The 18221-nt window shown below is 67.1% G+C and carries 10 protein-coding genes and 1 pseudogene; 2 read left to right on the top strand and 9 right to left on the bottom strand.

Features of this window, described 5'->3' with window-relative positions:
* Window positions 1-11: 11 nt before the first annotated feature.
* The 8 genes from ABZ479_RS38270 to ABZ479_RS38235 form a co-directional block, all read right to left on the bottom strand.
* A complete protein-coding gene (locus ABZ479_RS38270; protein ID WP_500465879.1) occupies window positions 12-893 on the bottom strand; it encodes a type II secretion system F family protein in 882 nt (293 codons plus the stop codon).
* Window positions 890-1864 (bottom strand): type II secretion system F family protein, encoded by a 975-nt coding sequence (locus ABZ479_RS38265; RefSeq protein ID WP_500465878.1) that lies wholly within the window; start codon window positions 1862-1864, stop codon window positions 890-892. Before ABZ479_RS38265 ends, ABZ479_RS38270 begins: the two co-directional genes overlap by 4 nt.
* Window positions 1861-3228, bottom strand: a complete 1368-nt coding sequence (locus ABZ479_RS38260; RefSeq protein ID WP_500465877.1) for a TadA family conjugal transfer-associated ATPase — start codon at window positions 3226-3228, stop codon at window positions 1861-1863. Before ABZ479_RS38260 ends, ABZ479_RS38265 begins: the two co-directional genes overlap by 4 nt.
* 97 nt (window positions 3229-3325) lie before the next feature.
* Complete coding sequence (locus tag ABZ479_RS38255; RefSeq protein WP_500465876.1) at window positions 3326-4147, bottom strand: CpaE/TadZ family protein; 822 nt, start codon at window positions 4145-4147, stop codon at window positions 3326-3328.
* Window positions 4147-4881 (bottom strand): SAF domain-containing protein, encoded by a 735-nt coding sequence (locus ABZ479_RS38250; protein WP_500465875.1) that lies wholly within the window; start codon window positions 4879-4881, stop codon window positions 4147-4149. Before ABZ479_RS38250 ends, ABZ479_RS38255 begins: the two co-directional genes overlap by 1 nt.
* A 33-nt stretch (window positions 4882-4914) precedes the next feature.
* A complete protein-coding gene (locus ABZ479_RS38245) occupies window positions 4915-5811 on the bottom strand; it encodes a hypothetical protein (protein WP_500465874.1) in 897 nt (298 codons plus the stop codon).
* Window positions 5805-6356, bottom strand: a complete 552-nt coding sequence (locus ABZ479_RS38240; RefSeq protein ID WP_500465873.1) for a hypothetical protein — start codon at window positions 6354-6356, stop codon at window positions 5805-5807. Before ABZ479_RS38240 ends, ABZ479_RS38245 begins: the two co-directional genes overlap by 7 nt.
* 554 nt (window positions 6357-6910) lie before the next feature.
* The gene (locus ABZ479_RS38235; RefSeq protein ID WP_500465872.1) at window positions 6911-10231 is read right to left on the bottom strand and encodes a hypothetical protein; all 3321 of its coding nucleotides are present in this window, start codon (window positions 10229-10231) and stop codon (window positions 6911-6913) included.
* Between the two features lie 410 nt (window positions 10232-10641).
* On the opposite strand from ABZ479_RS38235, the gene ABZ479_RS38230 reads away from it, so the two are divergent.
* Both ABZ479_RS38230 and ABZ479_RS38225 read left to right on the top strand, forming a co-directional pair.
* Entirely contained in the window at window positions 10642-17595 is a 6954-nt protein-coding gene (locus tag ABZ479_RS38230; RefSeq protein WP_500465871.1) for a polymorphic toxin-type HINT domain-containing protein, read from the top strand.
* Window positions 17595-17858, top strand: coding sequence for a DUF2283 domain-containing protein (locus ABZ479_RS38225; protein ID WP_500465870.1), 264 nt, complete (start codon window positions 17595-17597; stop codon window positions 17856-17858). The genes ABZ479_RS38230 and ABZ479_RS38225 overlap by 1 nt, the downstream gene beginning before the upstream one ends.
* A 133-nt stretch (window positions 17859-17991) precedes the next feature.
* Here the strand turns inward: ABZ479_RS38225 and ABZ479_RS38220 are convergent.
* Window positions 17992-18221 (bottom strand): annotated as a pseudogene (locus ABZ479_RS38220) (IS630 family transposase); the annotation flags it as partial.

Raw genomic sequence — 18221 nt, 5'->3', positions numbered from 1 at the left:
CGGCGTGGAGGTCAGGTCGTGAGGATGCGGATGACCGCAGGGAAAGCGATGAGAAGCATGACGAGCACTGCCAGCAGGGCGCCGGGGGCGGTCATCTTCTCGCTGTTGGCGTTCGCCTCCGTGGCCTGCGCGGCCAGCAGTTCCGTGCGCAGGTTCCGGGCGCGTGCTCGCAGCGTGGCGTAGACGGCGGCACCGTCGTCGGTGGACTGCCGCATGATCGCAGCGAGGTCCTGCAGCGCCGGCAGGTCCAGCTCGACGGTGAGCCGGGTCAGGCTCTCCCAGTGCGGGACCTTGTCCACCCGAGACTGCATCAGCGCCTGCTGGATCCGGGCGAACGCCCAACCGCCTGCGACCTGCGCGGCCTGTTCCAGGGCCTGTTCGGCGGAGACGTTGCCGGCCCGGCGCAGCGCAACCAAGTCGAGGTAGGCGGCCATGGCGTGCGCAAACTCCTCCCGCGCCCGCCGTGCCTGGTCGCGCAGGGCGAGATCGGGCGCGAACCACAGAACCACTGCGAACAGCACGCCGACCACGGCCGGCAGGTAGAAGGGGAGCCCGAGTAGGAGCAGCGGAATTCCGGCCAGCGGCGGCACCAGCAGCCCTGCCGCGGCGAGCGCGGTCTTGGTGAGCAGGAACCGACCCGGAGACGTGCCCACCAATGCAAGATCCCGCCGAGGAATCCGGACCCCGGGAACCGTGCCGAGGTGGTCGACCAGCCACGCTCCCCACCGCTCGTCCCGGTTGGCCGAGTCCAGTTCGGGGGCCGGGAGAGCGGGATGGTTCATGCGCTGCAAGGCCGGCCCCAACGCCGGTGCGGGCTTGAGGAGTTCCTTGACCAGCAGCGCCATCCCGGCGCCGACCGTGGCGCCGGCCAGCAGCGCACCCACCGGGATCACCGCATATCCCCAGGACGGAGGGCGACCTGGCTACCGATCCGCTCCGGGCCGGAGTGGAGAGGGAGAGGAGGTGTCGGTCCGCTACTGACGCGGCTGCGGGGGTCAGCGATCAGGAACCGCGGCACGGGGTGGTGGTCGGCGAGCTGCCGCATCCACACCAGTACCGCCACGAAGGCTGCGGCGAGCAGCGCCAGGACCAGCTGCCCGAGCAGCGAGCCATAGGGGGCGGTGTAGCCGGGGATGAGAAACCCGAAGGCGACCACACCGAGCGTGATCAGGGTCATCCACCGCACGGTGGTGCGGGGCTTGGCCCGGTCCGCTTCGATCTGCCGCCGCTTGGCGACCTCCTCGTGCACCGACGCCGCCAGGTCGTCCAAGGCCTGCGCCAACCCGGGCCCGCGATCAGTCGCGGACAGCACCAGCGCGGCAACCACCTTGTCCGCGGTGACATCGTCGAGCGCGTCACTGAAGGCGCGCAGCGCGTCGGCCGGCCGCCAGCCGACAGCGAGCCGGTCAACCAAGTCACCGACCTCGCCCGCGATCGCCTCCGGCACGCCCTTCCCGGACAGAGCGAGCGCTTCGTCCAAGCCCCGGCCGAGCCGCAGCACATTTGACAGGCGCTGCGTCCAGTCACCGAGCGCTTCCAGCCGGCCGATCCGTGCGCTGGCTCCCTTCGTTGGGGCCAGCAGCCACGGCACTCCGGGAACCGCCAGCAGCACCAGCACGCCGGCCACGAACACCCCCGTCAGCGCCCACACCGCGGCGCCGGCAACGGCACCGACCGCGAGCCGGGTCCTGCGCTGCTGCAGCGCCTGGCGTCCGACACCCGCAGCGCTCGCTGCCCGCAGCCGGGACCACAGCGACGGGCGCTTGGGGGCTTCGGTGCCGGTCACGCCGATGACCATGCCGACCAGCCCGGCGACCAATGCGGCTCCGGTGATGCCCCACAACAGCAGTCCGGTGCCGTTCATGAGGCCTCCCGGATGAGGAGCTGCAGCTGAGTAGGCCAGGTGCCGGCCGACTCGTCCAGGAGCTCCGGGGCGAAGCCGGCCCGCCGCAGGTCAGCGATGCAGCGTGGGTACATCAGCGGCATCGCTCTCGGCTCGTCCCACTCCGGGCGCGGCCCGAAGATGAGGTTGGTGTCGGGGCGGCCGCCTTCGCCGATGCCGGTGACCTCCAGCACGTGGGAGACGAACCGGTGCCGGTGCCCGCCGATGCGGGTCTCATCGATGGAGGAGACGAAGACGATGAAGTCCAGGCCGTTCGCGGCCTGCCGGTACGCCAGTGCCTCGCTCATGTTCGCCTGCGCCAGCAGGTAGAGCTCGGCGATCCGGTCGAACACCACGCTCGGGTGGATCGCATGCAGGGTGGACAGGTTGCCGCCCTGCCCGTTCGTCATGGCCTGCAGCATCGCCACGATCTCCGGGCCCCGGACCTCACCGACCACGATCCGCGCCAGCGACATCCGCAGCGCCCGGTACATCAGATCCATCAGCGTGATCTCACCCGCGCTGCGGCCGTCGACCCGCTCGCCGTTGGACTCCCTCGCCTCCATGGGGACGACCTGCTGGTGGTAGCCGTTCTCGTGCGCGAACAGCTCGTACTCAGTTTCCAGCGTGGCGAACCGCTCTTGCGGGTCGATCTCCCGCAGCAGTGCACGGAGGAGCGTGGTCTTTCCGGCGGCCTGCCCGCCTACGACCATGACGTTCTTCTCCGCGCGCACGCACGCGGACAGGAACGCCTGAAGAGTCGTGTCGAGCATGCCGCGCTGGACAAGTACGGTCATGTCCGCGTGGCGCATGGAGTGCCGGCGGATCGTCACATACGTCCCCGGGGTGACGTCGATGACCGCCTGCAGCCGCGACCCGTCCGCGAGCCGCAGCGCGAGGAACGGGTCCGCGGTCGACAGGCTCCGCTCCGACTGCCCGGTGGTACGGCGCGCCAGGTCACGCAGGAGCTCGCGGAGCTCGTCGTCGGAGTCCGCGACCGGCGCGACCTGAGCACGGCGGCCGTCGGTGAAGTCCAGCACCACGGTGCCGTAGCCGTTGATGAAGATGTTCTCCACCGCCGGGTTATCCAGATGGGCTTGGAGCCGGCCCGCGCGGAACTGCAGATCGAACACCGCCTGGGCGATCGCCGCATCCTCCGCCGGGCTGGTGGCCTGCCCACGACGCACGGCCTCGGCGTCCGACCAGATCGCGACCTGCTCGTTGATCAACGCCCGGCCCTGCTGCTCCTGCGCGGCCGCGCTCATCCCTGGGCGGGCCCGCAGCAACTCGCCGAGCCGCTCACCGACCTCCTTCTTGATCAGCCGCACCGCCGCGTAATCGACCACACCCGGAGGCCGGGGCAGGGGATCCCGCGGTCCGGCTCGCAACGCCCGGACCGGGACTGCGTCAGCTGGTGGGGGCCCAGGCTGGTGATGCAGGGGTTCAGCGCGCACCGGTCACCGCCCTTCCCTCCAGGGAACCCCCTGCCGGAACGGCGAGGCGGGCCCGGCGGGTGGCGACCAGCTGCCGGATCCGCGTGGTCGCCGACCGGGCCGCGCGCATCACTTCTGACACCTCGAACTTCCGCGGCTGCTCGCCGCCGTCGGACAGGACCGCAGCCTCTCGCGGCCGCCACGGCAGGGTGGCGACGACCTCAACACCCAGTTGTCGCTGGACCTCGCCAGCGGGGAACGGTCCGGCGTCGACCAGCAGAAGCCGCACCTCCGCGGTGGTGCCGAGCTGCTCCCGCAGCGCGGCGAGACGGACTTCGGCGCTTTGCAAGCCGCGCAGGGTGTTCCGGGCGACCAGCAGCACCACGTCGGCGCGCTGCGCGAGGACCTGCGAGGGACCGAACGCCCCGCGCCGGCCGAGGTCGACCAGCACGTCATGGGCGTGGGCTTCGATCCCGGCGAACATCGCCGACAGCGGGTTCCACACCGGGCCCATCGACGACGCATGCGCCGGGTCATACAGGCCGGGCAGGACCAGCCGGTCGCGGGTGCCGGCGTCGGTGACGTCGACCAACTGCCGCCAGAAGGCCTCACCCAACTGACCCTGCCGCGCCGCGAGCGCCAGGTTCCGCAGCCCGTGCGTGCCACCGAGGGTGCCCTGCAGCGCTCCGGGCAGGATCGCCCCGCCGTCCGGATCGCACTCCGCCAGCACCACCCGATGCCCGCTCTCCAGCGGCCAGGTCAGCAGCAGCGCCATCGCCGTGGTCGTGACACCCGGCGCGCCGAGGCCTCCAGCGAGCGCGATGACCGCCATCACGAACCGTCCCGGACGACCACGACCAGGGCCACGTTCCCGGTCGCCACCCGGGCGGCCAGCGCAGGTCCCTCGGCGGCGGGCACGGCAACGTCGACGACCACGGCTCCCGTGGCGGCCGCGGGCCGGCCGACCGCGACGACCTTCGCCGACAGCGTCACCGGCTGCGCCCCGTTTTCCGGCGTGGAGCCGTCGCCGTTGGACGCGTTTCGGCCTGGTGCGGCGTTGGGGTCAGGGGTGGACACGATCAGCAGCTTCTGTCCGGGCACCAGCGGTGTCGCCGGGAGCTGGGACAGCTTCACGCTCACCCCGACCAGCTGCTCACCCGGCCCGATCAGCGACTGCGCCGTGACCTGCGCGGGAGCGAGGAGCGAGCCCGCCTTCAGGTCGGTCGCGGCGCGCTGCCCCACCAGGCCGCTGGCTCGGGAGGCCTTCACGGACCGCACGGCCGGGTCCAGTGCGATCGACGCTGTTGCGAGGTCGGCCTCGCTGATACGCGCGCCGACCTGTACGTCCCGGGCGATGACGACCACCGCGGTGCGATGCCCTGAGCTGGAGTACAGCACCGCGCCGGACAGCCCCCCAGCGGCGATCAGCGCGACCGACAAGGCGATCAAGCCAGGGCGGCGGCGGCGTTGCCGGACCATCCGCGGTGCGGCCGCCGGGCCGGTCGGCGGGCCCGCCGGGGCCGGTGGTGCGGAACCCGGGGAGGGCGATCGGGTGGTGCTGCTCATGAGGGTGCCTCCTGCTGTGGGGAGGTCAGCGGGTCATCGGCCGAGGACCTGGACTTCGCCGACGCGCAGCTGGACCTGGGAGGAGCGGGTCGTGGTGAGGTCGCCGCGTTGTCCGCCGCCGCCCCAGTGCACGTCCCACGTGGCGGTCGCGGTCACCCAGAACACGTCGCCCTCACCTCCGTCGGAGGTGGTGGCGTAGCGGTAGCCGCAGCTGGGGGACTCCTTCGCCCCTTCCGACTCCTTGTAGGGGGTGCCGGCGCCGCAGGTGACGGAGTGGCCGTCGCCCATGTCCCACACGATCTGCGACACGTGCGCTGTCGCCGTCACCGTGATGCCGCCCGCCGTGACCGACTCTGGGGCCGGGCCCCAGGTACGGGGGCTGGTGTGGTTCCACAGCCACACCGGCATCCCGACCACACCCGTCGTGCCGGGCTCGGGCACGATCCCGATGTCCGGGCCGTCGATGGGTAGTCGCTTGACGGCCTCGGCGGCGAGCTGGGCCGGATCGACCCCGCCGTCCATGCCCGGCGGCGGCGCGGCCCGCCACTGCACCGGCGGCCCCTCATCGGGGCAGTACGCGTCGTAGACGGCGCCGGCACCGGGCTTGTGACCCTGCCAGGCCGGGTCCCCGGCCGGCGGCTGCGGCTGCATGACCTTGAAGTAGCAGTTCGGGCTCCACCACCCCAGATCCTTCAGGTAGCAGGGCACCTCGACGTTCAGCAGGGTGTCCTGGCACCGGCGGGAACCGTTGCTGCCCCCTGTTCCCGTGTCGCTGTTCGTGGTGCCGCCGGGCTTGCCGGGCACGGTTACCCCGACCGAGCAGTCGCCGATGGCGGGGCAGACCACCCCGTTGTCGGCGACAGCCGGACTGACTGATTCAAGTCCGAGAGTGCCCGCCATGGCGGCGGTCGCCAGCATCCGCCTCAGCACGTCTGGTCCCGCGCGGCGGTGCTGTCGGTGACCACCCAGCGGGTTCCGATCGTGCGGAGCTTGGAGTTCACCACGTACCGCTGGGCCTGATTCGGCGCGGCAACGCTCTTGCCGGTGGCCTTCTTCACCGGCGTCCAGTTCGTGTCGTCCCAGCACACGGTCAGCGAGCCCCGGTGCGGACTCACGGACAGGTCCACGGAGGCCTTGGTGACGGTGAACGCGGTCTTGCCCTTGGTGACGATGCCGTTGGCCCGGTTGATCAGCAGCGTCTTCTTTCCGTCGGCCAGCACTTGCCCGGAGGCGTAGTGCTCGATGTCGGTGCCCTCGAATGTCGCCTTCGCGAATCCTGCGGTCTCCGCGTCGACCAGGCCCTGGAACGCGGCCACGACCTTGTCCTTCGCAGCCCCGGTCGGGTCCAGCGAGGCCGCGGCCGCCTTCGAGGCGGTCGCTTGCACAGAGCCTGGTGCAGCGGCCGGCTTCGTGTCCTCCATGCCGCCGCTGCAGGCGGCCAGGGCGAGAACGCCCGCGAACACGGTGGCGGCCACGGTCGCGCCCTGGGCTGTTCGGCGGCGCTGGTCGGTGGTGCTCGGCACGGGTGGCCTCCCCCTGGCATCGGCTGCATATCCTCGGTGACGCCCGACGCACGTGAAGGGAGTGGTGCTCCTGAGACGGCGGCCCATCATGCGGCGGGTGTCGCGGTGCGAGTACGAGGCACCGTACGGCGCCAACTCACCGCTTCCAACAGGGATCACGAGCGCGCTGACCTGTTGAACCGTGTTTGCCCTGGTATGCGGGCCGGTAAATTTTCACGGCACGTCACCATTGATTTCGCTGAGTGAAATCGGCGCCATGCACCTCAGGTGGATGTGGTTGTGCTCAGCGGTAGGGGGAGGGGGAACGCGTCATCTCTCGCCACGTCCTCGGCGAGGCCCGGCGACCGAGTTGTGTTTCTTACTGACCGGCGCGATCGGCAGGAGTGCAGATTAGGGGGGACGCGGAAAGGGTGGCCTTTGGCTGGAGCCGAAGGCCACCCTTTCTGTTCGCGGCCCGTCGATCGTCGTGACGGGATCGGGTTGTCAGTCCTGGTTGGGGCTGGGTGCTAGAAGATGTTGGTGATGATGGTGTCCCAGCCGCTGGCTCCCACTAGGCGCGGGCTCCTGTGTGTGCCGGGTCCGCCGGGGTAGAAGAGCAGGCAGCCGCTGGGGCATGTGGTGGACTTGGCGGCACCGGTGTCGTCGACGTAGTTGACGGTGGCGGTGGGGTCGGCAGGAGTAGTAGCCCACAGGTCACCGTAGGTCTCGCCGGGGGTGGGCTGGAACTGCCGGTAGGTGACGTGAATGCCAGCGTCGGGGTCTTCGAAGGTGCCTGTGACGACGGTTCCCTGAACGTTGCCGGGTGAGGCCAGGTGGGGTCGGTTCTGCCAGCCCGCCGTTCCGTACACGCTGCGGGTACCCAGGGAGAAGACTCCGTTGGTGAGCTGGCCGGGGTAGAGGTAGAGCACTCCGGTGCTGGGGCTGCGGACGAGGAGGTCCTGGACCTTATCACCGTTTTGGTCACCGACGGCGAGGATGGTGAGGTCCTTCCAGCCGCTGGTGCCCAGGGTGACGCGGTGGTTCAGGTCGAAGTCGAACGGATCGTCTGGGTTTTGGGCGCCGAGGTAGGTGTTTCCGCTGTACAGGTACAGGGCTGCGTTGTTGCATTCCTCCTTTCCGTCGTCAATGTCATCTATGCACTCGATGGTGATGAGGTCGTTGCCGTCCGCGTGGCCCTCAGTGGTGTTTTTGTCGATGTCACCGGGCAGCGTCAGCTGGCGAATGCGGCCCCAGTCTGGGGCGTAGTCGAGAGACTGCGGGTGCGGGAGTTCGTGACGTGTGTAGTAGTTCGGCTCGCCCCGGCCGTCGCCGCCGTAGACGTAGAGCTTGTTGTCCGCCAGGCGGACGACGTAGTCCTCGTAGCCGTCCGGGATCCCACCGCGTTGTGTGAAGCCGGTGAGGTCGCCGCGGTGGGCGATGAGCGCATCGGTCCAGCCGGTGGTTCCGATGGTCTGAGCGGTGGCGACCTTGCCGGTGCCGTCTCCGGCGTACAGGCGGAGCTTGCCGTCCGCGTCGGTGGCGACCATGTCCACGTACCCGTCGCCGTTCAGGTCACCGGGGAGATCTTGATGCGTCGCCGGCCCGGTTCCGGGGATCTGGTCCGGGGCGTAGACGAAGTCGGCTGGGCTGGTGTGGAGGACGACCGCGTCTGCCATCGAGTCAAGGGGGGAGTGGTTGCCAGCGGTGTCGTAGGCAACGACGTGCAAGGTGCTGAGCGGATAGCCGGCGGGCGTCACCGTGATGGTGGCGGTGTGGTGGTCGGGTCCGACGTTCACCCAGGTGCCGTAGGCGCAGCGGGTGCTCGATGCGGACAGAATGAAATCTGCACGCCAGCAGAACCCTGCGAGGTCGTTGGCGGGGTTGGAGAGGTTGAGAGTGACGGGCTTGCGCGCCGGGTATATGTCGAAGCGTCCGGGGGTTTGCCCGTCGGGGGGGATTTGCTCGTCGGCGGGGGTGCCGTCGGTGTTGGTTACCGTGACAGCCTTCTCAGGCCCTTGGGCGTCGATGCTGAAGGCGCAGGCTGCGGTGTATGCGCTGTAGGTGTCCTCATCGTCCTTGGCCCTCAGCTTCCAGCTGTATGACGTGCCGGTAAGGACTTTCTTGGGGACGGTGACCTGGGCTGTTTGACCGCTGGAGACGGTGTCGGTGGACTTGGGGAAGGACACCGTGCCACCGGTGGAGTTAGTCACGACGACCTCGGCGGTGACCTGGCCACCGTCCTTGTCGGTGAGCTTCGCAGTCACCGCCAGGCCGCTGTTGCCGATGGCGCCGCCGCAGGGTACCTGCTTGTTGCCGTCGCCGCCCGGGGCGTAGGTGCCCTCGTAGGCGTCGTGGTCGTCGACGGTCGGCTTGAAGTTGTACTTGACCTCGAGGGCGGGACTGTTGGTGAACCGCTTGAAGCTGTTGACGTTGTCCTCGTAGCTGCTGGGAGCTCGCAGGCCGAAGACCAAGGTGCCCCAGCCGCTGTCGGCAGCCTTTCGAACGTAGCTCGTCAGGGCGGTGGACGCGTAGTCGTGTGGTTCGTTGCCCGGGCAGTAGGTGGGGTTCCCGTGGGCGTAGGAGTCAGAAACGAGCTTGTCTGCCCAGCTTGGCTGGTCATTCCAGGTCGGAGTGGTGCCGATGCCACCGGTGGACCACAGTTCGGTGGGACCAGCCAGGGACTTGTCGCAGCCCCAGGAGTGGGTCTCTACGACGGAGAAGGTCGCGTCGAGGATGTCTGCGCCGGCGAGGCCGTCGGTGTTCATCGCGAAGAATGAGCGGGTGGCGCCGGTTCCGTTGTAGCCGACGCGAGGTTCGTCGCTGGGTGTGTCGGAGTGCCAGCCGGAGCCGTTCGGATAGGCCTCGGTCGGGTACTTCGAGTACACCACGGCCCACTTCTCACGCTTACCGCCGGTGAAGACGGGGTCCACCACGAGCGGAAACTGATCGGCAGTGGCCAGCAGCGTCGGATCCGGCGTCAGGGTGAGAGTGTTCCCGGAGATCCCAGCGCCCACCGGAGCGCTCTGAAGCTTGTCCCCATCGTTCTCCGCCGACAACCGGGCGCCCGTCACGGCAGCCGACTTGCTGCCGGCAGCGGCTTGCTCCCACATCATCGGGCGCGGTGCACTGAAGATGACGTTGCCCTCGGGGTCCTTGGCGATCAGGTTGTCGCTGGCGTCGTCGGTGAGGGTGACGCCACTGGTGGAGACGCCGAGCTTGATGCTCTTGACAGCGGGGTTCGCTGCAGCCTGGGGCGTGTTGACGATGAGGTGCTCAGCGAAGCCGTCAACCTCAGCGGTGACCTTCAGGTCCACATCTGGCAGGACCGACTTGTAAAGGGCTGTGTTGCCCTCAAGGAGGGGCTGCGGCAGTTCGCTCGGCCAAGACAGTGACAGCTTCTTACCGTCCTTGGCCATGGTGACCAGCGGGCTGGTACCACCGCCCGAGAAGGCGATGCCGAAGACCGGTGAGGCGGGTCCCACGGTTCCGTCGGATCGCCGGACGACCGTCGCGTCGGCCTCCTTCCAGACGCCCTCGTACCGCGACCACTTCGGTGCGACGTACTGGCGGCGGGTGGTGGTGCCGTCCGGGTTGGCGAAGGTCTCCGCGGCCTCCTCCCGACGGTCCAGGATCTCCACTCGCTGACCGGTCTTCGCGGCGACGTCGAACGCCTGGACCTCGGAACGACCGGTGTTTGACGCGGGGCTGTCGTCGGCTGCCGAAGCCGAAGCCGACGCCGAGGCCGACGGCAGGGCAAGGGTGGTGGCTGCCGTCAACGGCAGCCCCAGGGCAAGAAGGACCGCTATAGAGCGTCTTTTTCTGCCGCCGGGCGAACGCGGGTCTGTCATGTCCAACCTTCCTGAATGCACGCGTGGTGCGTGACAGCGCAGGATATTCACATTACGTGGCTTTTCCCAAGTCCTTGGCTGTGCGTGAAGAAGGATGGGGGATGTTGACGTGAATGGAGACCCCAATTCCGGGTGGCGGGCGTAGGGGCGTATGAACACCCGAGTGCGCCCCTGTTTGCCCTTCGCCCGGCTCATCTGGCCTGATCAATGGCCTTGATCCGGAAGGTCCGATCTGCATCGATTTCGGTTGACGGAAAAGTTTATGCACGGTGAAAAATGCCGTTCTGTCCTCTTGTGTAGAGGCCATGGGATGAGCTTTGCTTTGCGAGTTCTTCACATGACGCAGGCCTAGGGGTGGGGTTTCCAAAGTGTTCCGTCGTGGCTTTGGCATGCCATTTTCGATAAACCTGATGGGCTTGCGCCGCGGGCGCACTGCCACGGTGGGTGCTATTTCCGCCGCCCTGAGTCTTTCGCTGCTCGCCGCTCCGGCCTGGGCCAAGCCAGGCGACGGCTTTAAACCACGGCCAGTGCCCAAGACAGCTTCAGTGCCGGGCGAAGACCTCGTCACCCGCCGCTTGATACACCGTGCGCCATCGGAACGCGGGACCTGGCGTCCACCAAAGAAGGCCGACTGGCCTGCGGGTGGGCAAGCGGATGTCGAACTGCCTACCGACTCCGGCACCGCAGCGACGAAGGCTGCCCGTCCGCAGAAGGTGCGAGCGGGAACGCTCCCTGTCCGTGTCGGACTCCCGACCGCCAAGACCGCAGGCGGTAAGGCGAAGAAGCACCTCGCCGGTATCCCCGGCCGGGCCCGGCTCCGCGTGACCCTCGCGGACCGGAAGACCACGGACCGAGCCGGCATCCAGGGCCTGCTCCTTACAGTTCAGCCCGCCGCCGGAACTTCCTGGAAGGCCAAGGCGGCTGACGTCCAGGTCGACTATGCGGCGATTGAGTCGGCGTTCGGTGCCGGTTGGTCCTCGCGCCTGCGCCTGGTTCAGCTGCCTCCGTGTGCGCTGACCACCCCGGACAAGGCTAAGTGCGTCAAGGGGGTGCCGTTGGCGACCGACAACGACACCGCGGCCCGCACCCTGACTGCAACCGTGACCTTCCCAGCCCAGGGCAGCACAGGATCCACGTCCCCCGCGGCGCGCACCAGCGCGGCGGCGAGCATGGTGGTGCTGGCCGCGACGGCGGCAGCGGACGGCGACGAGGGCTCTTTCAAGGCGACGTCGTTGTCGCCGTCCGGGTCGTGGTCGGCCGGCGGCAACTCCGGCGGCTTCGGCTGGAGCGTGCCCATGACGGTGCCGCCAGTGCCGGGCAACCTCAAGCCGAATGTGGCGTTGTCCTACAACTCCTCGTCGGTGGACGGGCGCACCTCGTCGACGAACAACCAGACCTCGTGGATTGGCGAGGGCTGGGAGTATGCGCAGGGGTTCATTGAGCGCACGTACGCAAGTTGTGAGAACGACAAGCAGGGCGGGAACAACACGGCCAAGGTCGGCGACCTGTGCTGGAAGTCCAAGAACGCCACGCTGTCGCTGAACGGCAACTCCACCCAGCTCGTCTGGGATGCCGGCAAGAGCACCTGGAAGCTCGCCGACGATGACGGTTCCCGCGTCGAGCAGGTCTTCGGCAGCTCGCCCAACGACGTCAACGGTGACGAGGACTTCGAGTACTGGAAGCTGACCACATTGGACGGCACCCAGTACTGGTTCGGCAAGAACCGCCTGCCGGGCTGGACCAGCGGCAAGGCGGAGACGAACTCGGTCTTCACTGTTCCGGTTTACGGCAACCACACCGGCGAGCCCGGCCACGACTCGGACTTCGCCTCCTCGGCCGAGATGCAGGGCTGGCGGTGGAATCTGGACTACGTCGTGGACCCACACAACGACGCCATGGCCTTGTACTACACCAAGGAGGAAAAGGGCTACTACGCACAAAACGGCAAGACCGACTCCCCGCAGCCCTATGACCGTGGCGGCTACCTGAACAAGATCGATTACGGGCTTCGTGCCGGCGCCGTGTACTCCACGACGAACCCGGCAGGCCGGGTGACCTTCGGTGTCGACGAGAGGTGCCTGTCCAACTGCGGCACCTTCGACGAAGCCCACGCCACGAACTGGCCAGACGTACCGGTGGACCTGAACTGCACCAGTGGCACGGAGTGCCTGCAGTCCAGCCCGTCATTCTGGTCCCGCAAGCGTCTGACCAGCATCAACACCTTCGCCCTGCAGGGCACGACCATGCAGCCGGTCGACACCTGGACGCTGACGCAAAAGTTCCCCGCGACCGGTGACGTGTCCAAGCCGGCCCTGTGGCTGGACTCGATCCAGCACACCGGCAAGGCCGGGGCCCTGGCGGATCTGACGCTGCCGAAGATCTCCTTCGCCGGTACGCCGATGCCGAACCGGGTGGACTCGGCCGAGGGCCGGCCCCCGCTGAATAAGTACCGCATCACCCAGATCACCAACGAGACCGGCGGCCAGACGCTGGTCACGTACAGCCCGACCGAGTGCACCGCCACAAGCCTGCCGTCCTCTGCAGACCAGAACACCAAACGCTGCTACCCCTCGTGGTGGACGCTGGACGGCGCGGTCGACCCGGTCAAGGACTGGTTCCACAAGTACCTGGTCACCCAGGTCATCGAAGACGACACCACCGCCGGCAGCGGATCCGAGTCGAAGACCACCACCTACGAGTACAGCAACGGCCCGAACTGGCGCCGCAACGTCTCCGAGTTCACCCTCGACAAGGAACGCTCCTGGAACGTCTTCCGCGGCTACGGCACGGTCCGCACACTGACCGGCGCAACGAACCGCACCAAGACCGAGACGCTCTACTACACGGGCATGGCCGGGGACACTCTCGCTGACGGCAGCGCCCGGCCGCAGTCGACGATCAACGGTGTCACCAACCGAGACGACTTCGCCGGCCGCATCGCGGAAACCCGCACCTACGACAAGGACGGGACCGGCGGCAAGATCGTCGCCAAGACCACCTACACGCCGTGGGTATCTGGTGCGACCGCCACGCAGAACATCACGGGCATCACCGACCCCGACAAGCCCACCACTCCCGGCCCGACGCTGCCCGACGCCGTCGCCCACCTCTCGGGCACGGTCACCGAGGCTGCCAGCACTCTGCTGGACTCCGGGAGCTGGCGGACGCTGACCACCACCCGCAACTACGACACGACCTACGGCCTGATCACGGCTCAGGGCGACAACGGCGACACCGCAGGCGGTGTGCAAGCGACCTGCACCCGCACCGACTACGTCACCCCCGACACCACCAACTGGCTGATCAACTACCCCAAACAGGTCACCACGGTCGCCCAAGCCACCTGCAACAGCTCCTACGCCGACTCCGCGGTCACCGAGGCCGTCCGCACGACCTATGACGCGCAGGCCCTCGGCGTCGCACCCAAGCCGCGCCAGACGACGAACACAACCAAGACCGAACAGGCGTCCAAGCTTGACGCCAGTTCACAACTGGTGTGGGAGACCACCGGCCAGTCCACCTTCGACCAGTACGGGCGCGTCACCCTCGCCAAGGGCCAGGACAGCCAGCCCGTCACCACGGTCTACGCGCCCCTCACCGGAGCTCAGCCCACCACCGTCACCGTCACAAACGTCAAGCAGCAATCCGCCATCACGAAATTCGACGGACTGCGCGGCCTGACCCTGCAGACCACCGACGCCAACAGCAACACCGCAACCAGCGAATATGACAGCCTTGGCCGACTGGCCAAGGGCTGGAGCGCCGGTCGCGACAGCGCCACTACCAGTGCCAACGCCACCTTCACCTACGCCATCTCCGCCTCCGCGCCATCCACGGTGACGTCGAAGGCGCTGTACGAGGACGGCACATGGGGCACCTCGGTCACGATCTACGACTCGCTCCTGCGGCAGCGCCAGACCCAGACCGATGCGATCCTCGTTAGCGGCCGCACCGTCGCCGACACCTTCTATGACTCCCTCGGCCGCCCGTTCCAGACGAACGCGCCGTTCTACAACGGCGGCGCGGTGTCCACCACGCTGCTGAGCACCCCGCCCAACCAGGTCCCCCGTTCGGACGTGACCGAGTATGACGGGCGCGGCCGTCCCACGGCTGCAGTGACGTTGTCTCTGAACGAGGAGAAGTGGCGCACCACCACCACCTACGGCGACACCTGGACTGCAACGCTGCCGCCGCGCGTTGGCACCGCTGAGATCGGCGGTACCGCCCAGCTGGTCATCACTGATATCCGCGGCCGCACTACCGAACTGCGCAAGTACAAGGATCGCAACCCGGTGATCGGCGCGGCTGCGAGCCAGTACGAGAAGACGTCCTATGCCTACGACCGGGCAGGCCAACTGGCTACGGTCACCGATCCGTCCGGCGGCAACTCGTGGACCTACGAGTACGACCTGCGGGGCCGCCCGACCATTACGACGGACCCCGACAAGGGCAAGTCCAGCACCACCTACGGCACCGACGGCCGTGTTGACACCACCACTTCCGCCTTCGGCACCTCCAAGGCCAGTACCCTGGCTACCACTTACGACGAGCTTGGCCGCAAGACCACTCTGCGCCTCGGATCGGTGACCGGTACGAAGCTCGCTGAGTGGGGTTACGACACCGCGACCAAGGGCCTCGGCCTGCTGGCTTCCGCTACGCGCTATGACACGTCCGTCAGTCCGGCGGCCGCCTATAAGACTGAAGTGACCGGCTACGACAGTGGGGGCCAGTCAACCGGCACCAAGGTGACAGTGCCGTCGGTGACCGGTGAGGAGAAGCTCGCCGGCACCTACACGGTCGCCACCACCACGACCCCGGTCAGCGGCATGCTCGCCACCACCGCCTACAGCACCGGCAACACCAACGCCACCACCGCGCTGCCCGCGGAGACGGTCACCAACCACTACGGCGTACAGGACCAGCTCAACAGCGTCGACGGCCTGTCCCAGGCCTACCTGCGCGAGGCCGCCTACACCCCGTTCGGTGAACTCGCCCAAGCGCAGCTCGGCAACTCCGGCGCCCGTGTTTTCAACACCCTCGGCTACGACACCGTCACCCGGCGACTGACCACGTCGACCGTCGACCGCGAGGCGTCCAACCCGCAGATACTGTCGAATATCACGTACACCTACGACACGGTCGGCAACGTCACCCGGATCCGCGACGTCCAGAACGACGCCACCATCGCCGACGACCAGTGCTTCTCCTACGACTGGGCCCAACGCCTGACCGAGGCCTGGACGACCGCCGACGCCTGCACCACCAAACCGGTGAACGGCACCGGCAGCCCGGCACTTGGCACCGTCGACCCGTACTGGACCAGCTGGACCTTCAACAACACCGGCGGCCGCGCCACCGAGACCCAGCACAAGGCCGGCCCGATCACCGCCGACACCACCCGCACCTACAGCTACCCCACCACCGCAGGCGCGGCGCGGCCCCACGCCGTGAACACCGTCACCGCCACCGGTGGTGCCACCGGCACCGACAGCTACCAGTACGACGACACGGGCAACCTGACCAAGAAGACCCCCGCCACCGGAGCCGTCCAGGACCTGACCTGGAACGAAGAGGGCAAACTCGCCACCTCCACCGTCTCCGGCAGCGTGACCAAGTTCCTCTACGACGCGGACGGCACCCGCATCCTTAAGCGGGAACCCACCACCACCACGCTCTACCTGCCCGGTGGCCAGGAACTCGTCCTCACCAAGGCCGCCGGCACCCTGGCCGGCACGCGCTACTACAACGTCCCCGGCGGCTCCGCTGTCCGCACCAGCTCCGACGGCCGGGTCCGGCTGCTGGTCGCCGACCACCACGGCACCAACACCCTCTCTATCAGCGCCACCACACTCGCCGTCAACCGCCGCAAAACTCTCCCCTACGGCGGCCCCCGTGGAACGGCCCCTACCTTCTGGCCCGGCCAGAAGGGCTTCGTCGGCGGAGACATCGACACCACCACCGGCTACACCCACATCGGCGCCCGCGACTACGACACCACCACCGGCCGCTTCATCAGCGTCGACCCCGTGTTGGACACGGGCGACCCCCAGCAGATGAACGGCTACAGCTACGCCAACAACAGCCCCGTCACCTCAAGCGACCCCACCGGCCTCTGGATCGACGACGGCACCGGCCACAGCGAACCCCGCAAAGACGGCGGCCCCACGTCGAACACAAACCCCAGAGGTGCAGGGCAACCCGCTAGTGAGGGCAATGGCGGCAGTGGGGGTGGGGGCGACACCGGGGGCACAGGTGGCACAGGTGGCACCGATAGCGACGGCAATTACGATGCCGACGTGTTGTCCGGCCAGCTGATGATCTTCGGTCCGAATCAGATGACCCACCCTGAGGGCGGGTACTGGGAGCCCTTCACAAACGCTTTCGGCAACGGAATGGAAACTATTTGTTACGGCCGGCTTGCCTGCGCAAAGGCATACCAATATCTCCTGGCTCACGGAGATGACCCGGCCGGAGCACGGAAGATAGCTGCCAATTTCTGCATCGATCACTATGCCCAATGCAGGAAGGACGCCGCAGCCTGGGAAATGAAGATGGAAGTGGCTGGCATTGCCGTAGACATTCTGACCCTGGGCTTGAGTGGAAAGCTCAAGGGCTGCAGCTTTACCCCCGACACGCCGGTGTTGATGGACGACGGCACAACGAAGCCCATTGCCGCCGTTGAGAAGGGCGACAAGGTGGAGGCTGCAGACCCTGAAACCGGAAAGCATCGCGAGGGCCACAGGGTCACGGCCACCCTGGTCAATCACGACTACGACCTGATCGACCTCGACATCCGTAAAGCAGACGGAAAGGTCACCACCCTCCACACCACTGCCAAGCACCCCTTCTGGAATCTCAGCCGCCAGGCCTGGGTGCCCGCAGGGAAACTGAAAGCCGGCGACGCCCTCAACACCGTGAACAGCACCCGGGTGCAAGTTGTCAAGGTGAAAATCCGTCCCGGTAACCGCGACATGTACAACCTCACCGTCGCCGACCTCCACACATACTATGTGCTTGCGGGGACGGCTGCGCTCCTCGTACATAATTCATGCGGCGATACCACTCATGCAGATGAATGCTACTGTAATTGGGGAGAGCCGGTTGTTCGGCGCCCCAAGGCCGCTCGCCAGGATGAGTTCACGTTTCACGCTACGGAGCGTCTGCGGGAGCGTGGGGTTTCGGACGAGGATGCTCAAGCCCTCCTTAGCCGGGAGCCCTTCTCGTATCATCACGAGGGCCAGTGGAAGTTGGGCTACTATGACCCTAAAACCAAACTATTTGTCGCCAAGACTATCGACGGGAGGGTAAATACCGTGATAAATGACGTGAAGAAGAGTTACATTAACGAAATTCAAGGAAAGTGATGACCGTGGCGGATGTCAGAGTTACTCACGATCTGAAAGTAAATGCAGCCTACGTGTACTTCGTCGATCCGCAAGTACGCTCTCAGGTGGCGCGGACGTATCCGTGCAGTCCTGCCGGGGTCGGAGGCATGATCAATCTCGACTTCGACGAGGCTGGGCGTCTAATTGGCATAGAGGTGCTGGCAGCCAGTTCAAAGTTGCCGCAGTACTTGCTCGACGCTGCGGAGCGATTCGAGCTAGAAGGCCCAGGTGGTAATTCCTGACGTCGTTGATCATTTCGGCCGACTTGAACTTCGGGGTGAGTTGGATCACGGAAGTTCCAGCGTCTGAGAGTGATCGTATGGCTGCGCATCGAAAGGCTCGCTGTGCCTGCTCAGCCACTTCCTCCTGATGAGACTAGTGTCCTGAGTCGTTGATTCGGTTCAGATATCCGGCGAGGCGTTCGAAGATTTCGTCTGCGGTTTTCGTCCAGACGAAGGGCTTCGGGTCGTCGTTCCAGGTCTGGATCCAGGTGCGGATGTCCTTCTCCAAGACCTGGATGTTCTTGTGGACGCCTCGCCGTATCTGCTGGGTCGTCAGCAGACCGAACCACCGCTCGACCTGGTTGAGCCAGGAGCTGCTGGTGG

This window comes from Streptomyces sp. NPDC005722 (genome assembly GCF_040630935.1).
Taxonomy (GTDB): domain Bacteria; phylum Actinomycetota; class Actinomycetes; order Streptomycetales; family Streptomycetaceae; genus Actinacidiphila.
Note: the sequence above shows the minus strand (reverse complement) of the source record. Positions and strands in the feature narration are given on the sequence as shown.

Bases quoted from the DNA above. Each gene is read 5' to 3' on its own strand.
- ABZ479_RS38265 (WP_500465878.1), bottom strand. From the start codon at position 1,864: ATGAACGGCACCGGACTGCTGTTGTGGGGCATCACCGGAGCCGCATTG.
- ABZ479_RS38255 (WP_500465876.1), bottom strand. From the start codon at position 4,147: ATGGCGGTCATCGCGCTCGCTGGAGGCCTCGGCGCGCCGGGTGTCACG.
- ABZ479_RS38250 (WP_500465875.1), bottom strand. From the start codon at position 4,881: ATGAGCAGCACCACCCGATCGCCCTCCCCGGGTTCCGCACCACCGGCC.
- ABZ479_RS38235 (WP_500465872.1), bottom strand. From the start codon at position 10,231: ATGACAGACCCGCGTTCGCCCGGCGGCAGAAAAAGACGCTCTATAGCG.
- ABZ479_RS38230 (WP_500465871.1), top strand. From the start codon at position 10,642: ATGGGCTTGCGCCGCGGGCGCACTGCCACGGTGGGTGCTATTTCCGCC.
- ABZ479_RS38225 (WP_500465870.1), top strand. From the start codon at position 17,595: ATGACCGTGGCGGATGTCAGAGTTACTCACGATCTGAAAGTAAATGCA.